The organism is Mesorhizobium sp. WSM4808, from assembly GCF_055811675.1.
In genome coordinates this window covers 46,428-62,163 of sequence record NZ_JBVVQX010000008.1, presented here as the reverse complement: position 1 = coordinate 62,163, position 15,736 = coordinate 46,428, and the positions used below count along the sequence as shown (strand labels likewise).

Annotated in this window: 13 protein-coding genes and 1 pseudogene; 4 read left to right on the top strand and 10 right to left on the bottom strand. The window is 63.1% G+C overall.

Going from position 1 to position 15,736, the window contains the following annotated elements:
• Window position 1: 1 nt before the first annotated feature.
• The 5 genes and pseudogenes from AC0L2U_RS16160 to AC0L2U_RS16140 all read right to left on the bottom strand — a co-directional run bounded on the left by AC0L2U_RS16160 (window position 2) and on the right by AC0L2U_RS16140 (window position 5,284).
• Complete coding sequence (locus AC0L2U_RS16160) at window positions 2-910, bottom strand: carbohydrate ABC transporter permease (protein WP_473602187.1); 909 nt, start codon at window positions 908-910, stop codon at window positions 2-4.
• The gene (locus AC0L2U_RS16155; RefSeq protein ID WP_473602186.1) at window positions 910-1,845 is read right to left on the bottom strand and encodes a carbohydrate ABC transporter permease; all 936 of its coding nucleotides are present in this window, start codon (window positions 1,843-1,845) and stop codon (window positions 910-912) included. Before AC0L2U_RS16155 ends, AC0L2U_RS16160 begins: the two co-directional genes overlap by 1 nt.
• Window positions 1,842-2,780, bottom strand: coding sequence for a sugar phosphate isomerase/epimerase family protein (locus tag AC0L2U_RS16150; protein ID WP_473602185.1), 939 nt, complete (start codon window positions 2,778-2,780; stop codon window positions 1,842-1,844). Before AC0L2U_RS16150 ends, AC0L2U_RS16155 begins: the two co-directional genes overlap by 4 nt.
• Window positions 2,781-2,890: 110 nt before the next feature.
• Entirely contained in the window at window positions 2,891-4,243 is a 1,353-nt protein-coding gene (locus AC0L2U_RS16145) for an extracellular solute-binding protein (protein WP_292701822.1), read from the bottom strand.
• Window positions 4,244-4,499: 256 nt separating this feature from the next.
• Window positions 4,500-5,284, bottom strand: a pseudogene (locus tag AC0L2U_RS16140) (SDR family NAD(P)-dependent oxidoreductase).
• 98 nt (window positions 5,285-5,382) lie between these two features.
• Here AC0L2U_RS16140 and uxuA point away from each other — a divergent pair.
• The 4 genes from uxuA (at window position 5,383) to AC0L2U_RS16120 (ending at window position 10,613) form a co-directional block, all read left to right on the top strand.
• A complete protein-coding gene (gene uxuA / locus AC0L2U_RS16135) occupies window positions 5,383-6,567 on the top strand; it encodes a mannonate dehydratase (protein WP_127396133.1) in 1,185 nt (394 codons plus the stop codon).
• A gap of 316 nt (window positions 6,568-6,883) precedes the next feature.
• Window positions 6,884-7,903 carry an isopenicillin N synthase family dioxygenase gene (locus AC0L2U_RS16130; protein ID WP_473602184.1) on the top strand — a complete coding sequence of 340 codons (1,020 nt, stop codon included), beginning with the start codon at window positions 6,884-6,886 and terminating at the stop codon, window positions 7,901-7,903.
• A gap of 342 nt (window positions 7,904-8,245) precedes the next feature.
• The gene (locus tag AC0L2U_RS16125) at window positions 8,246-9,568 is read left to right on the top strand and encodes an LLM class flavin-dependent oxidoreductase (protein ID WP_128362870.1); all 1,323 of its coding nucleotides are present in this window, start codon (window positions 8,246-8,248) and stop codon (window positions 9,566-9,568) included.
• Between the two features lie 25 nt (window positions 9,569-9,593).
• A complete protein-coding gene (locus tag AC0L2U_RS16120; RefSeq protein ID WP_473602183.1) occupies window positions 9,594-10,613 on the top strand; it encodes an NADP-dependent oxidoreductase in 1,020 nt (339 codons plus the stop codon).
• Between the two features lie 70 nt (window positions 10,614-10,683).
• On the opposite strand, the gene AC0L2U_RS16115 is transcribed toward AC0L2U_RS16120, so the two are convergent.
• From AC0L2U_RS16115 to AC0L2U_RS16095, 5 genes are read right to left on the bottom strand one after another with little or no spacing between them, the layout of a single operon-like run.
• Complete coding sequence (locus AC0L2U_RS16115; RefSeq protein ID WP_473602181.1) at window positions 10,684-12,000, bottom strand: aspartate aminotransferase family protein; 1,317 nt, start codon at window positions 11,998-12,000, stop codon at window positions 10,684-10,686.
• On the bottom strand, window positions 11,997-12,764 hold the full coding sequence (locus AC0L2U_RS16110) for an N-formylglutamate amidohydrolase (RefSeq protein ID WP_127807786.1): 768 nt from the start codon (window positions 12,762-12,764) through the stop codon (window positions 11,997-11,999). Before AC0L2U_RS16110 ends, AC0L2U_RS16115 begins: the two co-directional genes overlap by 4 nt.
• Window positions 12,764-14,086 carry a type I glutamate--ammonia ligase gene (locus AC0L2U_RS16105; RefSeq protein WP_127807785.1) on the bottom strand — a complete coding sequence of 441 codons (1,323 nt, stop codon included), beginning with the start codon at window positions 14,084-14,086 and terminating at the stop codon, window positions 12,764-12,766. The genes AC0L2U_RS16110 and AC0L2U_RS16105 overlap by 1 nt, the downstream gene beginning before the upstream one ends.
• Entirely contained in the window at window positions 14,083-14,730 is a 648-nt protein-coding gene (locus tag AC0L2U_RS16100) for a cysteine hydrolase family protein (protein WP_127398956.1), read from the bottom strand. The genes AC0L2U_RS16105 and AC0L2U_RS16100 overlap by 4 nt, the downstream gene beginning before the upstream one ends.
• On the bottom strand, window positions 14,727-15,665 hold the full coding sequence (locus tag AC0L2U_RS16095) for a MurR/RpiR family transcriptional regulator (protein WP_127807784.1): 939 nt from the start codon (window positions 15,663-15,665) through the stop codon (window positions 14,727-14,729). The genes AC0L2U_RS16100 and AC0L2U_RS16095 overlap by 4 nt, the downstream gene beginning before the upstream one ends.
• Window positions 15,666-15,736: the final 71 nt, after the last annotated feature.

Sequence of the window (15,736 nt, the reverse complement as noted above, 5' to 3'; positions counted from 1 at the left end):
GTCAACCCTTCACGGCGCCGGCTGTCAGGCCGGCGATGAACTGCCGTTGCATGGCGACAAAGACGACGATCACCGGCAGTGTCGTGATCGTCAACGCGGCGAAATAGAGCGTCCAGAGCGAGTCGTATTGCTGGAAGAAGCTGACCAGTCCTAGCGGGATGGTCTGCACCAAAGGGTCGCGCAACAGCAGGAAGGCCAGGAAGAAATCGTTCCAGATCTCGATGAAGCCGAAGATGAGGATCAGCGCCACGCCCGGCCGCACCAGGGGCAGCATGATGTGGATCAGGATCTCGAGCCGGCTGGCGCCATCGATGCGCGCGGCATCTTCGAGGTCGGCCGGCAATGTGATGAAGAAGCTGCGCAGGATGAAGACCGAAAGCGGCAGCGACGTCGCGGCATAGATGAAGGCAATGCCGAGCCGGCTGTTTATCAGGCCGAGATCGCGCGCCACCAGGAACAGCGGAATGGCCATCACCTGCGGCGGCACCAGCATGGCCGCAACCGCGACTGCGATCACAAGACCGCGTCCGGGGAAACGAAGACGCGCCACCGCATAGGCGCACGGCGTCGCGACGGCCACCAGGATGATCAATGCCGAGCCGGTGACGAAGATGCTGTTGACGATGCGCGATCCCATGCCGGCGATCCGCCAGGCATCGGCATAGTTCTGCAGCACCAGGCTCGATGGCGGACCCCAGACATTGCTGAGCATTTCCTGCTTGGTCTTGAGCGAACCGAACAGCACCCAAAGCAGCGGATAAAGGGTCTCGAAGAGCACGAGAATGAGCGCGGCATAGATGCCGCCAATTTCGAGGATGCCGCGCATGCCGAGGCGCTGCATGAGCCCGCGGCGGCGAGAGCCGGCGGCGCCATCGCCCAGCGAAATTGGAGGGTTGGCGGCTGCTCTCATCAGACGTCGAGCCTTTGCCTGCGCATCAGGGCCAGCAGGCCGACACTGGCCAGCCCGACGATCATGAACAGCACATAGCCGATCGCCGCGGCGTAGCTCATGGCGCCGTCCTGAAAGGCCTTGCTCATCATGTAGGTGAGCACCACTTCGGTGGCGTGGTTCGGGCCGCCCTTGGTCAGGACATAGACGATGTCGAAATTGCGCACGAAGGCGCCGGAAAGGCCGAGGATGGTGTTGATGAAGATGATCGGCATCATCATCGGAACGGTGACGTGCCGGAAGCGCTGCAAGGGGCCGGCGCCGTCCATTTTCGCGGATTCATAAAGCTCCGAGGGAATCGTCTGCAGCCCGGCCAGATAGATGACGGCATGGAAGCCAAGCCATTTCCAGACATCGACGACGATGATCGAGTAGAGCGCGATGTCGGCGTCGCCAAGCCATGATCGTTTCAGCCCGGCGAGGCCAATGAGATCGAGCCCGCTGTTGAGCAGGCCGAAGACCGGATTGTAGATCCAGGACCAGAGCAGGCCGACGGCGACGAAGGACATCGTCACCGGGACGAAGGCGGCGGCGCGGAAGAAGGTGCGGCCAAGCAGCGCCCGGTTCAGAAGCAGCGCCAGCCCGAGGCCGAGCACGTTCTTCAGGACGACGACGGCACCGACGAAAATCAAATTGTTGCGCAGCGCACCGAGGAAGATCCGATCGTGCACGAGGCGCTTGTAGTTGGAAATACCTGCCCAGGTCGGGTCGGAAAACCCGTCCCAATTGTGCAGGCTGAGCCAGAAGCCGTTGACGAACGGCCAGAGGTAGAAAAGACCGAAGAGGATCGCGGCGGGCAGGATCATGACGAAGGCCGTAGCCCCGTCTCCGGCATCGAAACGCCAGGTGCCGGATCGGCTCGAAACAGGAGCCGCCTCTTGCGGTCGCGTGCTCATGTGGCCTTCGCGCCTTGCGGGGTCAGCACCAGCCCGAGCGTGTCGCTGACATAGGCGATGCTCTCGAGCGTGCTTTGCTCTGCCGTTTTCTTGGACGCATCCAGCTCGATGATGGCGAGGCCATCGTAGTTTGCATCCAGCAGGACGTCGACGATGCCGGCGAGATCGACGACCCCGGCGCCGAGCTCGCAAAAGGCGCCATAGCGGTCATAGCCCTTCAGCGCCGGATCGACCCTGGTGTCCTTGAAATGCATGTAGCGCACGGCTGAAATGTAGGTCTTGACCGCGTCGACCGGATCGGAATTGGTGTGGGCAAGATGCGCCGGATCGATGCACAGGCCGGCCAGACCGGTATCCAGTTCATCCATCATGCGATCGAGCTGGTCGCGACGCTCGATGAAGGTGTCGAGATGCGGGTGATAGACCGTCTCGATGCCAAGGTCCTTCGTCCGCTTGCCGATATCCTCGAGCGCCCGGCAAAAGGCCCGGTAGTCGTCGGCCGTGTGCGCCCCGGCAGCGGCTTCCGATGGACCGCCGCCGAGAACCAGCACCGGTGAGCCGAACCCCTTCAGCAGCCTGGCCAGCGCGACGAGAACGTCCCGTTCATAGGTCCAGGCGACAGGGTTGGTGAAAATCGCATTGACGTAGAAGGAGGAGAGCTTGATGCCATACTCGCTCTGGCCTTCCGACAGCAGCGCATAGCGCCGCAAGATGTCGGTGTCGGTGGTCACTCCCATCGGCGCCTGGTTGCCGAGCTGCATGTATTTGCGGGCGTACTGGTCCGACAGGCTGGTGAAGGCGAGGATTTCGAACCAGCCGAAGCCCTGGTCGGCGAGAAACTTGATGGCCGGCCTGAGCGGAAGGCCGGTCAGGTCCCAGCTGTTCAGATGATAGCCGATCGAGAAGCGCTGCCGTTCGGCGCGATGTATCGTCATGTGTTTTCTCCGATGGGCGAGGCTGCCCGAAGCAGGCAGCCTCTGTTTTTCTTGCCTGGCACATCAGCCCGGCTGGATGGGCGCTCGCTTGCAGGCGCTACTTCAGGGCCTCATTTGGGCGGCCAGTTGCCCTGGGCCTTGAGGTCATCGAAGATGGTCTGGATCGATGCGGCGGCGTCTTCGGGCGTCGTGGTGCCGCCGACGATGCCGGCGATTGCCGAAGACGTGGCGCTCGCGACCTCCGAGGGCCAGATCCAGTCGAGGAACTTGATCGTGTTCGGGAAGGCTTGCTTGCGCAATTCGACGGCATAGGCATCGTCGACCTGCGGCACGCCCTTGATCGAGGCCGCGATCGGCTGTTCCGGCGCGAGGTAGAGCGTCGCGACTTCAGGCCGTGTCAGATATTCGATGAATTTGACCGCGGCATCGAGCTTCTCGGGCGGGATCGAGGAGGCGACGCACATGCCGTTGTCGGCACCGCCGCCATGGCCGGGCGCTCCCGGCGTTCCGTCCATTTTCGGAAAGGCGAAGACGCCCCATTTGAAGTCCTTGACGCTCGACTGGAGCGACGGGATTTCCCAGGTGCCGCCATAATACATGGCGCTCTTGCCGGCGGCGAACGCCGCACGCATGCCGTCCTGGTCGACGGAAAGCGAATCCTTGGAAAGGATGCCGTCATCGACCCACTGCTTGATCAGCTTGAATCCCTCGACATCGGGCGCGTCGGTGAATTTCGCCGTGCCTTCGAGGTTCTTCTGCGTCTTGCCGACCGGGTCGCCCGATGCCTGCGAAAAGGTCTCGAAGTACCACATCGGCCACATCACGGTGTTCGAGCCCTGATGCAGCAGAGGGATCACGCCCGCAGCCTTGAACTTCGGCACGGCTGCCTTCAGGTCGTCATAGGTTGGCGGGACAGGAATGGCGAGCTTTTGAAAGAGATCGACATTGTAGAAGATCGTCGATGTCGACAGCGTCGAGATCGGCACGCCATAGACTTGGCCGTTGACCGTAAAGGCGCCAAGAGCGGCGGTATCGATCCTGTCCTGGAACGGCTTGATCTTGTCGGTAATCGGCATCACCAGTTTGCGCCTGACATAGGCGCCATTGGTGTAGAAGGCCGGGCAGGCGATCAGATCCATTTCCTGGTTTGCAAGTTTTGCGGTCATCACGCGCTGGATGGAATCGGTCTGCGGCCCCTGGGCATCCCACTCGACCGCGGCGACGTCGGGGTTGGCCTTGAGGAAGCCGTCGATGACCTGCTGCTGGATTTTCTTCTGCTCGTCCGGCGGTTGACGCGGCGCGAGTTCGTCGAGCGCCGAGCCGCCGAAAATCTTGAGCGTGATCCCTTCGGCGTGGCCGATACCGGGCAGTGTGATCAGGCCGAGGCCTAGCAGCGCGGTGGCAAGGATGGGAGCGGCGGGACGTTGTTTCGGACGATGGGTCACTCTCTGCTGAAGGGGCATCTGGCTCTCCTTTACGCCAATGCCGAGGGGCAACCTCGGGACCAATATCGTTGATGGTCATATGATCTTGGTCGCCTGTTGATGTTTTTGTCAATCGGCAAGAATGCCTATTAATTCATCGATCGAACGCCCCTTTCATGTCGGCGTGGCCCGTGCGGTGTTCAATTTGCTTGGGCATTGATCTGCAAAAAGATCGGCAAACCAATGGTCGGATGCTGGCTGCTCCCGGTAACGGACAAGCCCCAATCTTCGCGATCTACTTCACGCCGATGCCGGCGGTCAGGCCGCCATCGATCTTGTAGTCCGCGCCAGTGCAGAAGCCGGCCTTCGACGAACACAGGAAAGCGATGAGTTCGGCCACTTCCTCCGGCTCGCCGATGCGCCCGATGGGGTCGCTTCGCCGAAGCGCTTGTAGGCGGCCTCGACATCGGCATCCGTGCCGTTCTCGCCGCGGGCGGCCTTCTCCAGGATCGGGGTGCGGATCGAGCCGGGGCTGACGGAATTGACGCGGATGCCGGAGCGCGCATGGTCGAGGGCCAGGGCACGCGTCAGCGTGTGGATGGCGCCCTTGGTGGTGGCATAGGCGGCGACGTTTTGCTGGCAGGCAAAGCCCTGCACCGAAGCGACGTTGACGATGGCGCCGCCGCCCCTGCGGACCATTTCCGGAATGCCGAAATGCGCGGTCAGATAGATGGACCCGACATTGACCGACATCGCCCTGTTCCAGGTCTCGAAATAGGTGCTGGTCGCGGTTCCGTACGGATGCACCGCCGCCGAATTGACGATGATATCGAGGCCGCCGAACCGCTCCACGCCGGCCGCGACCGCGTCGCGAACCTGATCGGGCACGGAGACGTCGGCGTCTATGACCAGCGCCCCGGCTCCGGAGCTTTCCAGTTCCGCTTTCAGCGCAGCGTTGGCCGCGCGGTCGATGCCGCAGGCGACGATCGCAGCACCCCCTGCAGCGAGGCGTCTGGCGGTTGCGAGGCCAATCCCGGTCGTCCCCGTCACCAAAGCCACCTTGCCGTCGAAATCCTTCATTGGGAAAACTCCTTCATTCGCTGTCCGAAACCGTTCCTAGTTTGACACCCATTGTGGTCCAACAATAGGTTGCCGTTCTCTCGCAGAAGGAAGCGGCAATGGAACAGTGCTGGCGCTGGTATGGACCGAACGATCCGGTAACGCTCGATCATGTCAGGCAGGCCGGTGCGACCGGCGTGGTGAGCGCCTTGCACGATATCTATGACGGGCGCGCCTGGCCGCTCGAGAGCATTCTGGAGCGCAAGCGTGTCATCGAGGCCGCCGGCCTGACATGGTCGGTGGTCGAGAGCATTCCGGTCCACAATTCATTCAAGATCGGCGCGCCGGAACGCGAGCGCTATGCCGGCTATTATCGTGACTCAATTCGCGCGCTCGCCAAGGCCGGCATTGCGACGGTCTGCTACAATTTCATGCCGGTGGTCGACTGGACGCGCACGGATCTCGCCTATCGGCTGCCAACGACAGGTTATGCGTTGCGTTTCGACGCGATCGATTTCGCGGCCTACGATTTGTTTGTGCTGAAGCGCGTCAATGCCGAGGCCGGCTATACCCCCGCCCGCATTGCCGAGGCGGAAGCGCGGCTGAAGGAATTGAGCAGCGAAGCGATCGACAGGATCGAGCGCAACCTGATCGCCGGCCTGCCTGCGACCGAGCGCAGCTATGACAGGGACAGTTTTCGCGAGGCCCTGGCGGACTATGATGCGATCGGACCGAAGGAGCTGCGCGACAACCTTGCCTGGTTCCTGCGCGAGATCATTCCGGTGGCCGAAGAGGAGGGGGTGCGCATGTGCATCCATCCCGACGACCCGCCCTTCTCGCTCTATGGCCTGCCGCGCATCGTTTCGACCGCCGAGGATGCGCGTTTCATCCTCAACGCCGTCGACAGCCCCGCCAACGGCCTGACGTTCTGCACCGGCTCCTATGGCACGCGCGCCGACAACGACATCGTCGCCATGGTCAAGGAGTTCGCCGACCGCATCCATTTCGCCCATCTGCGCAACATCACCATCGAGGATGACGGCTCGTTCCACGAGGCCGAGCATCTCGAGGGCGGCACCGACATGGCGCATGTTATCCTGGCTCTGATGCAGGAAGAGGCGCGCCGCCGTCGGGAAGGCCGCGCCGACTGGCGCATTCCTATGCGGCCCGACCATGGCCATCTGCTCGCCGACGATATCGGCAAGACCAGGCTCAATCCTGGCTATTCGCTGATCGGCCGGCTGAAAGGCCTCGCCGAGCTGCGTGGCATCATGCGCGCCATCGAGCGGTTCGAGCTGGCTTGAATGCGCTCCGGCCGGTCGGCTGGCGGATTTACAGGCGATCACGCGCGGTTGCGCTTCCGCTGTGACTTATACGATGTCGCACTGGAAAGTGCGGCCTGCGAGAGGCATGGCGGGTAAAGCACGTGTCGGGAAATTATTTGCCGGCAGTTCACAATATGCAGCGCTGACGTTCTTCCATTCGGGCCAGATTGGACTTCTTGTTGCTTTGATCGGCACGCCTTGCGTGTCACTTTGAGATGCATTCATTCTCGAAGCTCTTGCCGGTGGTCGCTTCTACTTCTCCTAAGCCAAGGCAGAGAAAAGAAGGAATCTGACCATGCCCAGAATTGTGCCGGTGCTCGATCTGAGCCGTCTCGAACAAGGTGCGTCCGAGTATCGTACCTTTCTCCTGGACCTGCGCACGGCGGCTCGGGACGTCGGCTTCTTCTACCTCAGCGGCCACGGAATTTCGACCTCGGAGATCGACGACGTGCTCGATGCCTCACGCCGGTTCTTCGCGCTGCCTCAGGCCGACAAGCTGGCGATCGAAATGGTCAAATCCCAGCAGTTCCGCGGCTACACCCGCGCTGGTGGCGAACTGACCAAGGGCGCGGCCGATTGGCGTGAGCAACTCGACATCGGCGTCGAGCGCCAGCCCATAGCGCAGGGACCTGGAATTGCACCGTGGACAAGGTTGCAAGGACCCAACCAATGGCCGTCGGCATTGCCGGAGCTCAAGCCGGCACTGCTTGCATGGCAGGCCAAGGCGACCGCGGTGGCGATTCGGCTGTTGAAAGCCTTCGCGCTATCGCTCGATCAGCCCGAGGACGCCTTCGACGCGATCTACCGGGACTCGCCCAACCATCGCATGAAGATCGTCCGTTATCCCGGCCGTGACGCGACCGAAGGCGACCAGGGCGTCGGCGCGCACAAGGATGGCGGCTTCCTGACCCTGCTGCTGCAGGACGACAACAAGGGGCTGCAGGTCGAATATGACGGAAGCTGGGTGAATGTGGATCCGCTGCCTGGAACGCTGGTCGTCAACATCGGCGAACTGCTCGAACTCGCATCGAATGGATATCTGCGGGCCACCGTGCACCGCGTCGTGACGCCGCCTGCCGGCGTCGAGCGGATTTCCGTTCCCTTCTTCTTCAGCGCCCGGCTCGATGCGACCATTCCGCTTCTCGGCCTTTCCGAGGAACTGGCGGCGCAGGCACGGGGACCGGCAAGCGATCCCGACAACCCATTGTTCCGCGATGTCGGCACCAATGTGCTCAAAAGCCGGCTGCGTTCCCATCCCGACGTGGCACGCCGCCACTACGCCGATCTTCTCGAGACCGGAGCCGCGGGCTCGTAAGGATTCTACAATATGGCGCACGAATTTTTGCCGTTTTGGGTGTTTTTTGGAATGCCATTCGTCGCCAAGGCTTCGAAATAAGCCCAAACAGGTAAAATCGTTCGGTGGTTTCCTCCCATTCCGCCGAGCGGTGTTCCCCTCTGAAGGTTTTAACCTTCTTTTGGCCGGGCCGTATTCGAGCCCGGCCATTTTTTATCTCGGGTCTCGGGCACAAAACTGAAATGCTGCAAAAGCCCGGCATTGCGGAACAGAATACCTTCCCGAGTTGGGCGGACCGTCCGATCCTGAGGTAAGGATTCGAGCACTGCTGCTCGACTGTATCGATCGCTCGGAACGACTTTCATGACACGGAAACAATTGCGCCTCGGCGCCTTCATGCGCCCCGTCAGCCTGCACACCGGCGCCTGGCGTTACCCGGGCGCTTATCTCGATGCCAATTTCAATTTCGCGCATCTGAAGCGCTTCGCTCAGACCCTGGAGGCGGCGAAGTTCGACGCCTTCTTCATGGCCGACCATCTGGCCGTCCTCAACATGCCGATCGAGGCGCTGCGGCGCAGTCACACGGTCACCTCGTTCGAGCCGTTCACGCTTTTGTCGGCGCTCGCCGCCGTCACCGACCACATCGGTCTGGTCGCCACCGCATCGACCACCTTCGATGCGCCCTATCATATCGCCCGCCGCTTCGCCTCGCTCGATCATATCAGCGGCGGGCGCGCCGGCTGGAACATCGTCACCACGTCCAATCCGGATGCCGCGCTCAACTTCGGCCTCGACGAGCATGTCGAACATGACGAGCGCTACCGGCGGGCGCGGGAATTCTACGATGTCGTCACCGGCTTGTGGGACAGCTTTGCCGACGATGCCTTCATCCGCGATGCCGAAAGCGGGCTCTATTTCGATCCGGCCAGGCTGCATGTGCTCGATCACAAGGGCGAGCATCTCTCGGTGCGCGGTCCTCTCAACATCGCGCGCCCGGTGCAGGGTTGGCCGGTCATCGTCCAGGCCGGCGCCTCGGAGGCAGGCCGCCAGCTGGCGGCCGAAACAGCTGAGGTCATTTTTGCCGCCCATGCCGATCTCGCCTCGGGGCAGCGCTTCTTCGCCGACGTCAAAGGCCGTGCGGAGAGACTTGGCCGGTCACGCGACGACATCAAGATCCTGCCGGGCGCCTTTGTCGTTGTCGGCGACAGCGTCGAGGACGCGCAGGCCAGGCGGGCGAAGCTCGACAGCCTCGTCTATTACGAGAGCGGCATTGCCTCGCTGTCGATCACGATCGGGCATGACGCATCCGGTTTTGACCTGGATGCGCCCTTGCCGGAAATCCCCGAGACCAATGCGAGCAAGAGCAGCCGCGAGCGCGTCATCGAATTGGCGCGCCAAGAAAACCTGACGGTTAGGCAGCTCGCGCAAAGGCTGGGCGGCTATTCCGGCCTTGCCTTTGTCGGCACACCTGAAACAATCGCCGACGAGATGGAGGAATGGCTGGTCGGCGAGGGTTCCGACGGGTTCAACATCATGTTTCCCTATCTGCCCGCCGGGCTCGATGATTTTGCCGAGAAAGTCGTGCCCGAACTGCAGCGGCGAGGGATCTTCCGGCGACAGTATGAGGGATCGACGCTGCGCGAGAATCTCGGCCTGAAGCGGCCGCCCAACCGGTTTTTCGATTAGAGCGTTCTTCGCAGAGAGGTCTCCAATGTCGACCCAGACCAACACCCGCATCGTGCTCGCGGCGCGACCGCAAGGCCGGCCGAAGCCAAGCGATTTCCGCATCGAAACAGTGGACCTTGTCCAGCCGGGAGAGGGCGAACTGCTGTTGCAGATCCTTTATCTGTCGCTCGATCCCTATATGCGCGGTCGTATGAACGCCACCAAATCCTATGCCAAGCCGGTCGATGTCGACGGCGTGATGGAAGGCGGCACCGTCGCGCGTGTGATGATCTCTCGCCATCCGGAATTTGCTGAAGGCGACATCGTCCTGTCCCACTCCGGATGGCAGAGTTTCGCCCTGTCCGACGGTGCCGGGCTGCGCAAGCTCGATCCCGCGGCTGCACCCATAACAACCGCGCTCGGCGTGCTCGGCATGCCGGGCTTCACGGCCTATGCCGGTCTGCTCACCATCGGGCAGCCGAAGCCTGGCGAGACGGTCGTCGTCGCGGCCGCCAGCGGCGCGGTCGGGTCGGCCGTTGGCCAGATCGCGCGCATCAAGGGTGCGCGTGCCGTCGGCATTGCCGGCGGTGCCGAAAAGTGCGCCTTCGTGCGAGAAGAGCCCGGTTTTGACGCGGTCGTCGATCACCGGGCCGACGATTTTGCAGAGCAGTTGAAGGCAGCTTGCCCCGGCGGCATCGACATCTATTTCGAAAATGTCGGCGGTCCTGTCTGGGACGCGGTGTTTCCGCTGCTGAACGAATTTGCGCGTGTGCCGGTCTGCGGGCTGATCGCGCAGTACAACGTCATCGCGGATGCCGGCACCGACCGGTTGCCGACATTGATGCAGCAAGTGCTGCACCGCAGCCTGACGATCAGGGGTTTTATCCAGCGCGAATTTGTCGACCAGCGCCCGGCCTTCTATCGTGAGATGGCCGAATGGATAGCGTCCGGCCGCGTCCGCTACAGGGAAGATATCGTGGATGGCATCGAAAATGCGCCTCAGGCCTTTCTCGGCCTTCTCGAAGGCAGGAATTTCGGCAAGCTGATCGTGCGTATCGCGGAATAATTGTTGCACAACGATGAGCCGGGGCTGCCGAGACAATCGCTGTCGCAGCCCGGCGCGGCGCCTTTTTTGTTCACCACATCATGAAGGAGGCGACGTCCGCATCCGAGACCTTGCCGGCATTCACGTCAGCGATTGCCTGGTCGACGATCGCGACGCCCTCGGTCATCTCGTCTTCCGTCAGCGTCAGCGATGGCATGAACTCCAGCACATTGGCCTTCAACCCGACATAGGTGAAGGCTGCACCCAACTCATAGCCGCGATAGATGATCTTGGCCGTGGTCGCCGCCGCAACCGGCTCACGTGTCGTGCGGTCCTTGACCAGGTCGACGCCGATGGCAAGGCCGCGCCCGCGCACGTCGCCGATGATCTCGTGTCTGGCGGCAAGGGCTCGCAGCGCGTCGGAAAACAGCATGCCGATTCGCGCCGAGCGCTCGACCAGGCCGTCCGTCTCGATCGTCTTCAGCACCGCGTTGCCGGCCGATGTCGCCACCGGATTGCCCGCGGTTGTCTGCAGCGCGAAGGCCGGCGCATGGTCCATGATCTCCTTAGGGCCGATCACGGCCGACAACGGCAAGCCACCGCCGATGCCTTTGCCAAAGACGACGAGGTCGGGCGTCAGTCCTTCATGCTGGAAGCAGTGCATCATGCCGCTGCGGGCGAGCCCGACCTTGACCTCGTCAACGACAATCTTGATGCCGTGCTTGCGGCAACGCTGCTGCAATGCCTTGAGAAAGCCGGGCGGCGGCACGATCAGCCCGCCATCCGACATCAACGGCTCGATGAACACCGCCGCGACCTGATGGGGCGGGCAGGTGGTCTCGAACTGGTAGTCGAGCAGGGCCAGCACGTCCTCGCTGCTGAAATTCGGTCGGAACGGATCGGGATAGGGCAGCAGAAGCACGCCCGGCCGGGGCAGCGTGTGGGTCATGGCGGTATGGCCGCTGATGCCCATCGAGCCGGAGAGATTGCCGTGATAGGAACCGATGAACGAGATGAAGCGCGAGCGGCCAGTGGCTGCCTGCAGCACGCGCACCGCGCAGTCGTTGGCATCCGACCCGGAATGGCCGAACCAGACGCGCCGTTCGCCTTCTCCGGGCGTAATCGCCAGCAGCCGCTCCGCCAGCGATACAGCCGGCTCGTTCGGGTAGAGCAGCAGGCTGGCGCCCGCCATGTCGCGGATCGACGTCTCGACCGCTTCGACGATTGCCGGATGGCCGTAGCCGAGCACCGCCGGACCGGCCGATCCCGACAGGTGGAGCAAGGAGCGGCCGCCTTCCTCGATCAGCCGGTTGCCCCGGCCGCCGATGACGCTGAGCGGGGAGAAACGCAGCTTGCCGATCTGGGCGATGGTCGCGGCATCACGTTCGCGCAGGCTGAGATTGCTCACGACACGGGTTCCGTTTCGAGCGCCGGCAGTGCCGCCGCCAGCCGGTCCGCCCATTCTTCGATGCCGGACCGCGTCGACAGCAAATCCTGCCGGATCTCGACGAGGACGGCGGGGATGCCGCGATCGTCGCCATGAATGGGCACGGCGTAATCGGCGTCGCGGCTGATCACATAGGGCACGTTGGCCGCGACATTGAGCCCGGCGTCGGTGCGCAGGCCCGAAAGGATCGTTTCGGCGAGATCTCTCGCTTGGTCGTGCAACACGCCGGCATGCCAGGGTCTGCTGACACCGAGGAAGACCGGCGTGAAGGAATGGATCGTCACGATCCGCGTCTGCCGGCCTGCTTGCGCCCGGTGGTCAAGATACGCGGTCACCCGGTCATGAAACGGCGAAAAGATGATCTCGGCGCGTCGGGTCCGCTCCGTCGCATCGATGCCGACATTGCCGGGAATGTCGGTATCTTCCGACAGCACCGGAATGCTGCCTGACGTGCCCAGTGGCCGGTTGAGGTCGATCAGCAGCCGCGAGTAACCGCTGAGGAAGGCCGGTGCATCGAGCTTCGACGACAGCAGGCGGGTCACTTCGGCGGCGCCGATATCCCAGGCGATGTGGCGCTGCAGATGGCTGGCATCGAGGCCGAGCTGTCGATACTCGGCCGGCATGTGGTTGGACGCATGCTCGCACAACAGCACGATATCGGAGCGGCCGTGCTCGTTGAGGACCTCGACGGCCTCGGGCCAATCTTTTCCGGCCTGCGCGGTCATCAATAGAGCGTCCGGTAGAGATCGCAGATGGAGGCCGGATCGAGACCGGCAAGACGCTCGGCTTCATGTCGCTTGAGGCCGACGAAGGTTTCGATGAAGACAGGCGCGAACCATCCCGTCACGATGCCGTCGGCCAGCAACGCGTCCAGTGCCGCCGGCAGGGTTTCGGGCAGGCGCACCAGACCGAGACTCGCCCGCTCAGCCTCGCTCATCAGTGTCGGGTCGCCGGTGACCAAAGGCGGCGACGGCAGGCCCGCCTTCAGCCCTTCCAGCCCGGCGCGGATGATCGCCGCCAGCGACAGATAGGGATTGCCGGTGGCGTCAGCGGCCCGGTATTCGATGTTGTATTGCCGCGCCGGATCGCGTCCGCCGATCGTCACAGTCGGGCAGATGCGCAGCGACGCCTCGCGGTCGCGGTCGGCAAGCCAGGTATAGGACGAACTCCAGCTGTGCGGCTTCAGCCGGTAGAAGGACGACACGCTCGACGCCGTCATCGCGGTCATTCCAGGCAGATGGCGCAGCACGCCGGCACAGAAGGCGCCGGCTTTGGCGGAAAGACCTCCGGGCTGCGTTGGATCGTATGTCACCGGCTTGCCGGCCTCGTCGACGAAGCTGAAATGGATGTGGACGCCGTTGCCGACGGCAGTTGGCGCGGTTTTGGGCGCGAAGCTCGCACGCCAGCCGGCATTGCGCGCCAATTCGCGCGTGATTTCGCGGATGGCGACGGCGCGGTCCGCCGCCCTCAGCGCGTCCGCCGGCTCGTGTGTCACCTCGAACTGCTCGTCGCCGAATTCGGCGATGATCACTTCGGGTGCAACGCCGGCCTCCTCCAGCGCCGCCATCAGGTTGGGCGCGAAGGGGTCCGTGCGGCGCAATGCGGCGAAAGACATCGAATGCGCCGGCGCGAAGCCGCCGTCGGCGACATTGAATTCATGCTCGAAGGCGGCGATGACCGACAGGCCGGTTGCGGCTTTCAAATCGGCCAACGCCTCTTTCAGCATCGTGCGGGTGCAGCCGAGCCATGGGCTGCCATCGAGCTCGACGATGTCGCCGGCGACCATGTCGAACGGCGTCGCCGATCCGGTACGTGTCGTGCGAAAGCGCGCCTTGAGATCGGGGATCAGCCGCAGGTCGCCCGACGAGCCCCAGGGGTTGGGATCGACGATCGAGTTGAACGGCGTCAGCGACAGATTGGCCTGCAGCCAACCGACGCCGGTCGTGGCGGTCTTCTGCAACTTGCTTTCGGCAACGAAGCGGCCCCGCGTGACGGCGGAGAGATCCGTGGTGACGACGGCAACCAGAGGCTCGACAGTCGATGTCATGCCGGTTTTCCCAAAGCGTTGAAGCGGCCGACGACCGTGTCGGTATCGGCCACCCAGCAGTAGCCGCCGAAGGCCTTGAGCGCGATGTCGTGGCGTTCCTGCGTAATGGTGGCGCAGGCATCCGATACGCAGGTGACAAGATAGCCGCGGTCGGCGCCGTCGCGCACCGTCATGTCGACGCATTGATCGGTCAGCACGCCGACCACGACGAGATAGCGGATGCCGAGGTTCTTGAGGAGATAGTCGACATTGGTCGAGTTGAAGATGCCCGACGACGTCTTCGGCAGCATGATCTCGTCGCCGACCGGCGCCAGCGCCGGCACCGGCAGACCCTCCGGGAGGCTGGGTGCGACATGGATCGGCGTCAGCTTGTGGTCGAGCGAGCGGTCACGGCCGTCTTCGGTCAGGCTCTGGATGATGGTGTGCAGCACCTCGACGCCATTGGCCCGCGCAGCGGCCAGCAGGCGCTCCTGGTTGGGGATCGTCTGTGACGTTGTCTGCCGGTAGAAATAGTGATCGGGCCCACGCTCCGGATGCGACGGATCTGCGCCCGGCTCCAGCCAGATGCGCTGCATGTCGACGAGCAGCAGGGCCGTTTCGCCGGCACGGAAGGCGTCGTCTCGTTTGGGTAGGGCCTGGGTCATGCTTTGTCGTCCTGCTTTGCTGATTTGGGTCCCGGCGTCTTGCGGGGTCCGGGTATCTTGCGCGCGCCGTTCTCTTGCGGGTCGCTGTCGAGTGTCACGGCATTGGCATGTCGCACCCTTTCGAGCCGCTCGATGCGGGCGCGCGCGTCGTCGCCCAGCGTCGAAACGATATGGGCGACCAGCGCCTCCATCTGGGCGATCGCCGGCGCCAGCGTGTCGTAGGGCGAGGCGACTTCGAGCGGGCTGACGATGGTGACTTCGGCGAGATCTGATATCGGCGACAGCCATTGGTCGGTGAACAGCACGATGCGCACATCGAGCGCTGCCGCTTGGCTCGCATAGGCCATCACATCGAGCTGATAGCGGCGATAGTCGAACACGACGAGCACGTCGCGGCGGTCGAGGTCGGCGAGCGTGTCGAAGGTCTGCGGAGAAAGCACGCCGAGATCGCGAACCCCGGAGCGAAACTGTACGAGATAGCCGGCCAGCATGCCGGCGATGTGACGGCTGAAACGGCCGCCTACCATGACAATCTCGCCCTTGACCTCCATCAGCAGGCGGGCCGCCCGCTCGTATGTCTGGACAGGTGTCGCGGCGGTGGCTTTCTGCAAGGCCGTGGTGACGCTGTCGAGATAGGCCAGCACGGCGCTGTCGTTGGAGCCGCTCTGCCGCTTGGCCTCCATCATCAGCAGCGGCGAGTGCAGTCTTGCCTCGACTTCGGCCAGAAGCTTCGCCTGGAAATCCGGAAACCCTTCATAGCCGAGCTTGACGACCAGTCTCACCACGGTCGGATCGCTGACGCCAGCGCGCCGGGCGAGCGATGAGGCGGTGCCGAGGCCGGAGGTCGGATAGTCCGTCAACAGCAGTCGGACGATCTTCTCTTCCGACGGCGTCAGCGCAAGATCCCCGCGCATCAGAACATCGCGTATCGCCATGGGCCTCCCCGAAATCCGTGTTCTCTTGTTTTGTCGAGTTTATTACAGAGATTTAAATCTTGGTCAACAAT

Bases quoted from the DNA above. Each gene is read 5' to 3' on its own strand.
- AC0L2U_RS16160 (WP_473602187.1), bottom strand. From the start codon at position 910: ATGAGAGCAGCCGCCAACCCTCCAATTTCGCTGGGCGATGGCGCCGCC.
- AC0L2U_RS16155 (WP_473602186.1), bottom strand. From the start codon at position 1,845: ATGAGCACGCGACCGCAAGAGGCGGCTCCTGTTTCGAGCCGATCCGGC.
- AC0L2U_RS16150 (WP_473602185.1), bottom strand. From the start codon at position 2,780: ATGACGATACATCGCGCCGAACGGCAGCGCTTCTCGATCGGCTATCAT.
- AC0L2U_RS16145 (WP_292701822.1), bottom strand. From the start codon at position 4,243: ATGCCCCTTCAGCAGAGAGTGACCCATCGTCCGAAACAACGTCCCGCC.
- uxuA (WP_127396133.1), top strand. From the start codon at position 5,383: ATGGAACAGTGCTGGCGCTGGTATGGACCGAACGATCCGGTAACGCTC.
- AC0L2U_RS16130 (WP_473602184.1), top strand. From the start codon at position 6,884: ATGCCCAGAATTGTGCCGGTGCTCGATCTGAGCCGTCTCGAACAAGGT.
- AC0L2U_RS16125 (WP_128362870.1), top strand. From the start codon at position 8,246: ATGACACGGAAACAATTGCGCCTCGGCGCCTTCATGCGCCCCGTCAGC.
- AC0L2U_RS16120 (WP_473602183.1), top strand. From the start codon at position 9,594: ATGTCGACCCAGACCAACACCCGCATCGTGCTCGCGGCGCGACCGCAA.
- AC0L2U_RS16110 (WP_127807786.1), bottom strand. From the start codon at position 12,764: ATGACCGCGCAGGCCGGAAAAGATTGGCCCGAGGCCGTCGAGGTCCTC.
- AC0L2U_RS16105 (WP_127807785.1), bottom strand. From the start codon at position 14,086: ATGACATCGACTGTCGAGCCTCTGGTTGCCGTCGTCACCACGGATCTC.
- AC0L2U_RS16100 (WP_127398956.1), bottom strand. From the start codon at position 14,730: ATGACCCAGGCCCTACCCAAACGAGACGACGCCTTCCGTGCCGGCGAA.
- AC0L2U_RS16095 (WP_127807784.1), bottom strand. From the start codon at position 15,665: ATGGCGATACGCGATGTTCTGATGCGCGGGGATCTTGCGCTGACGCCG.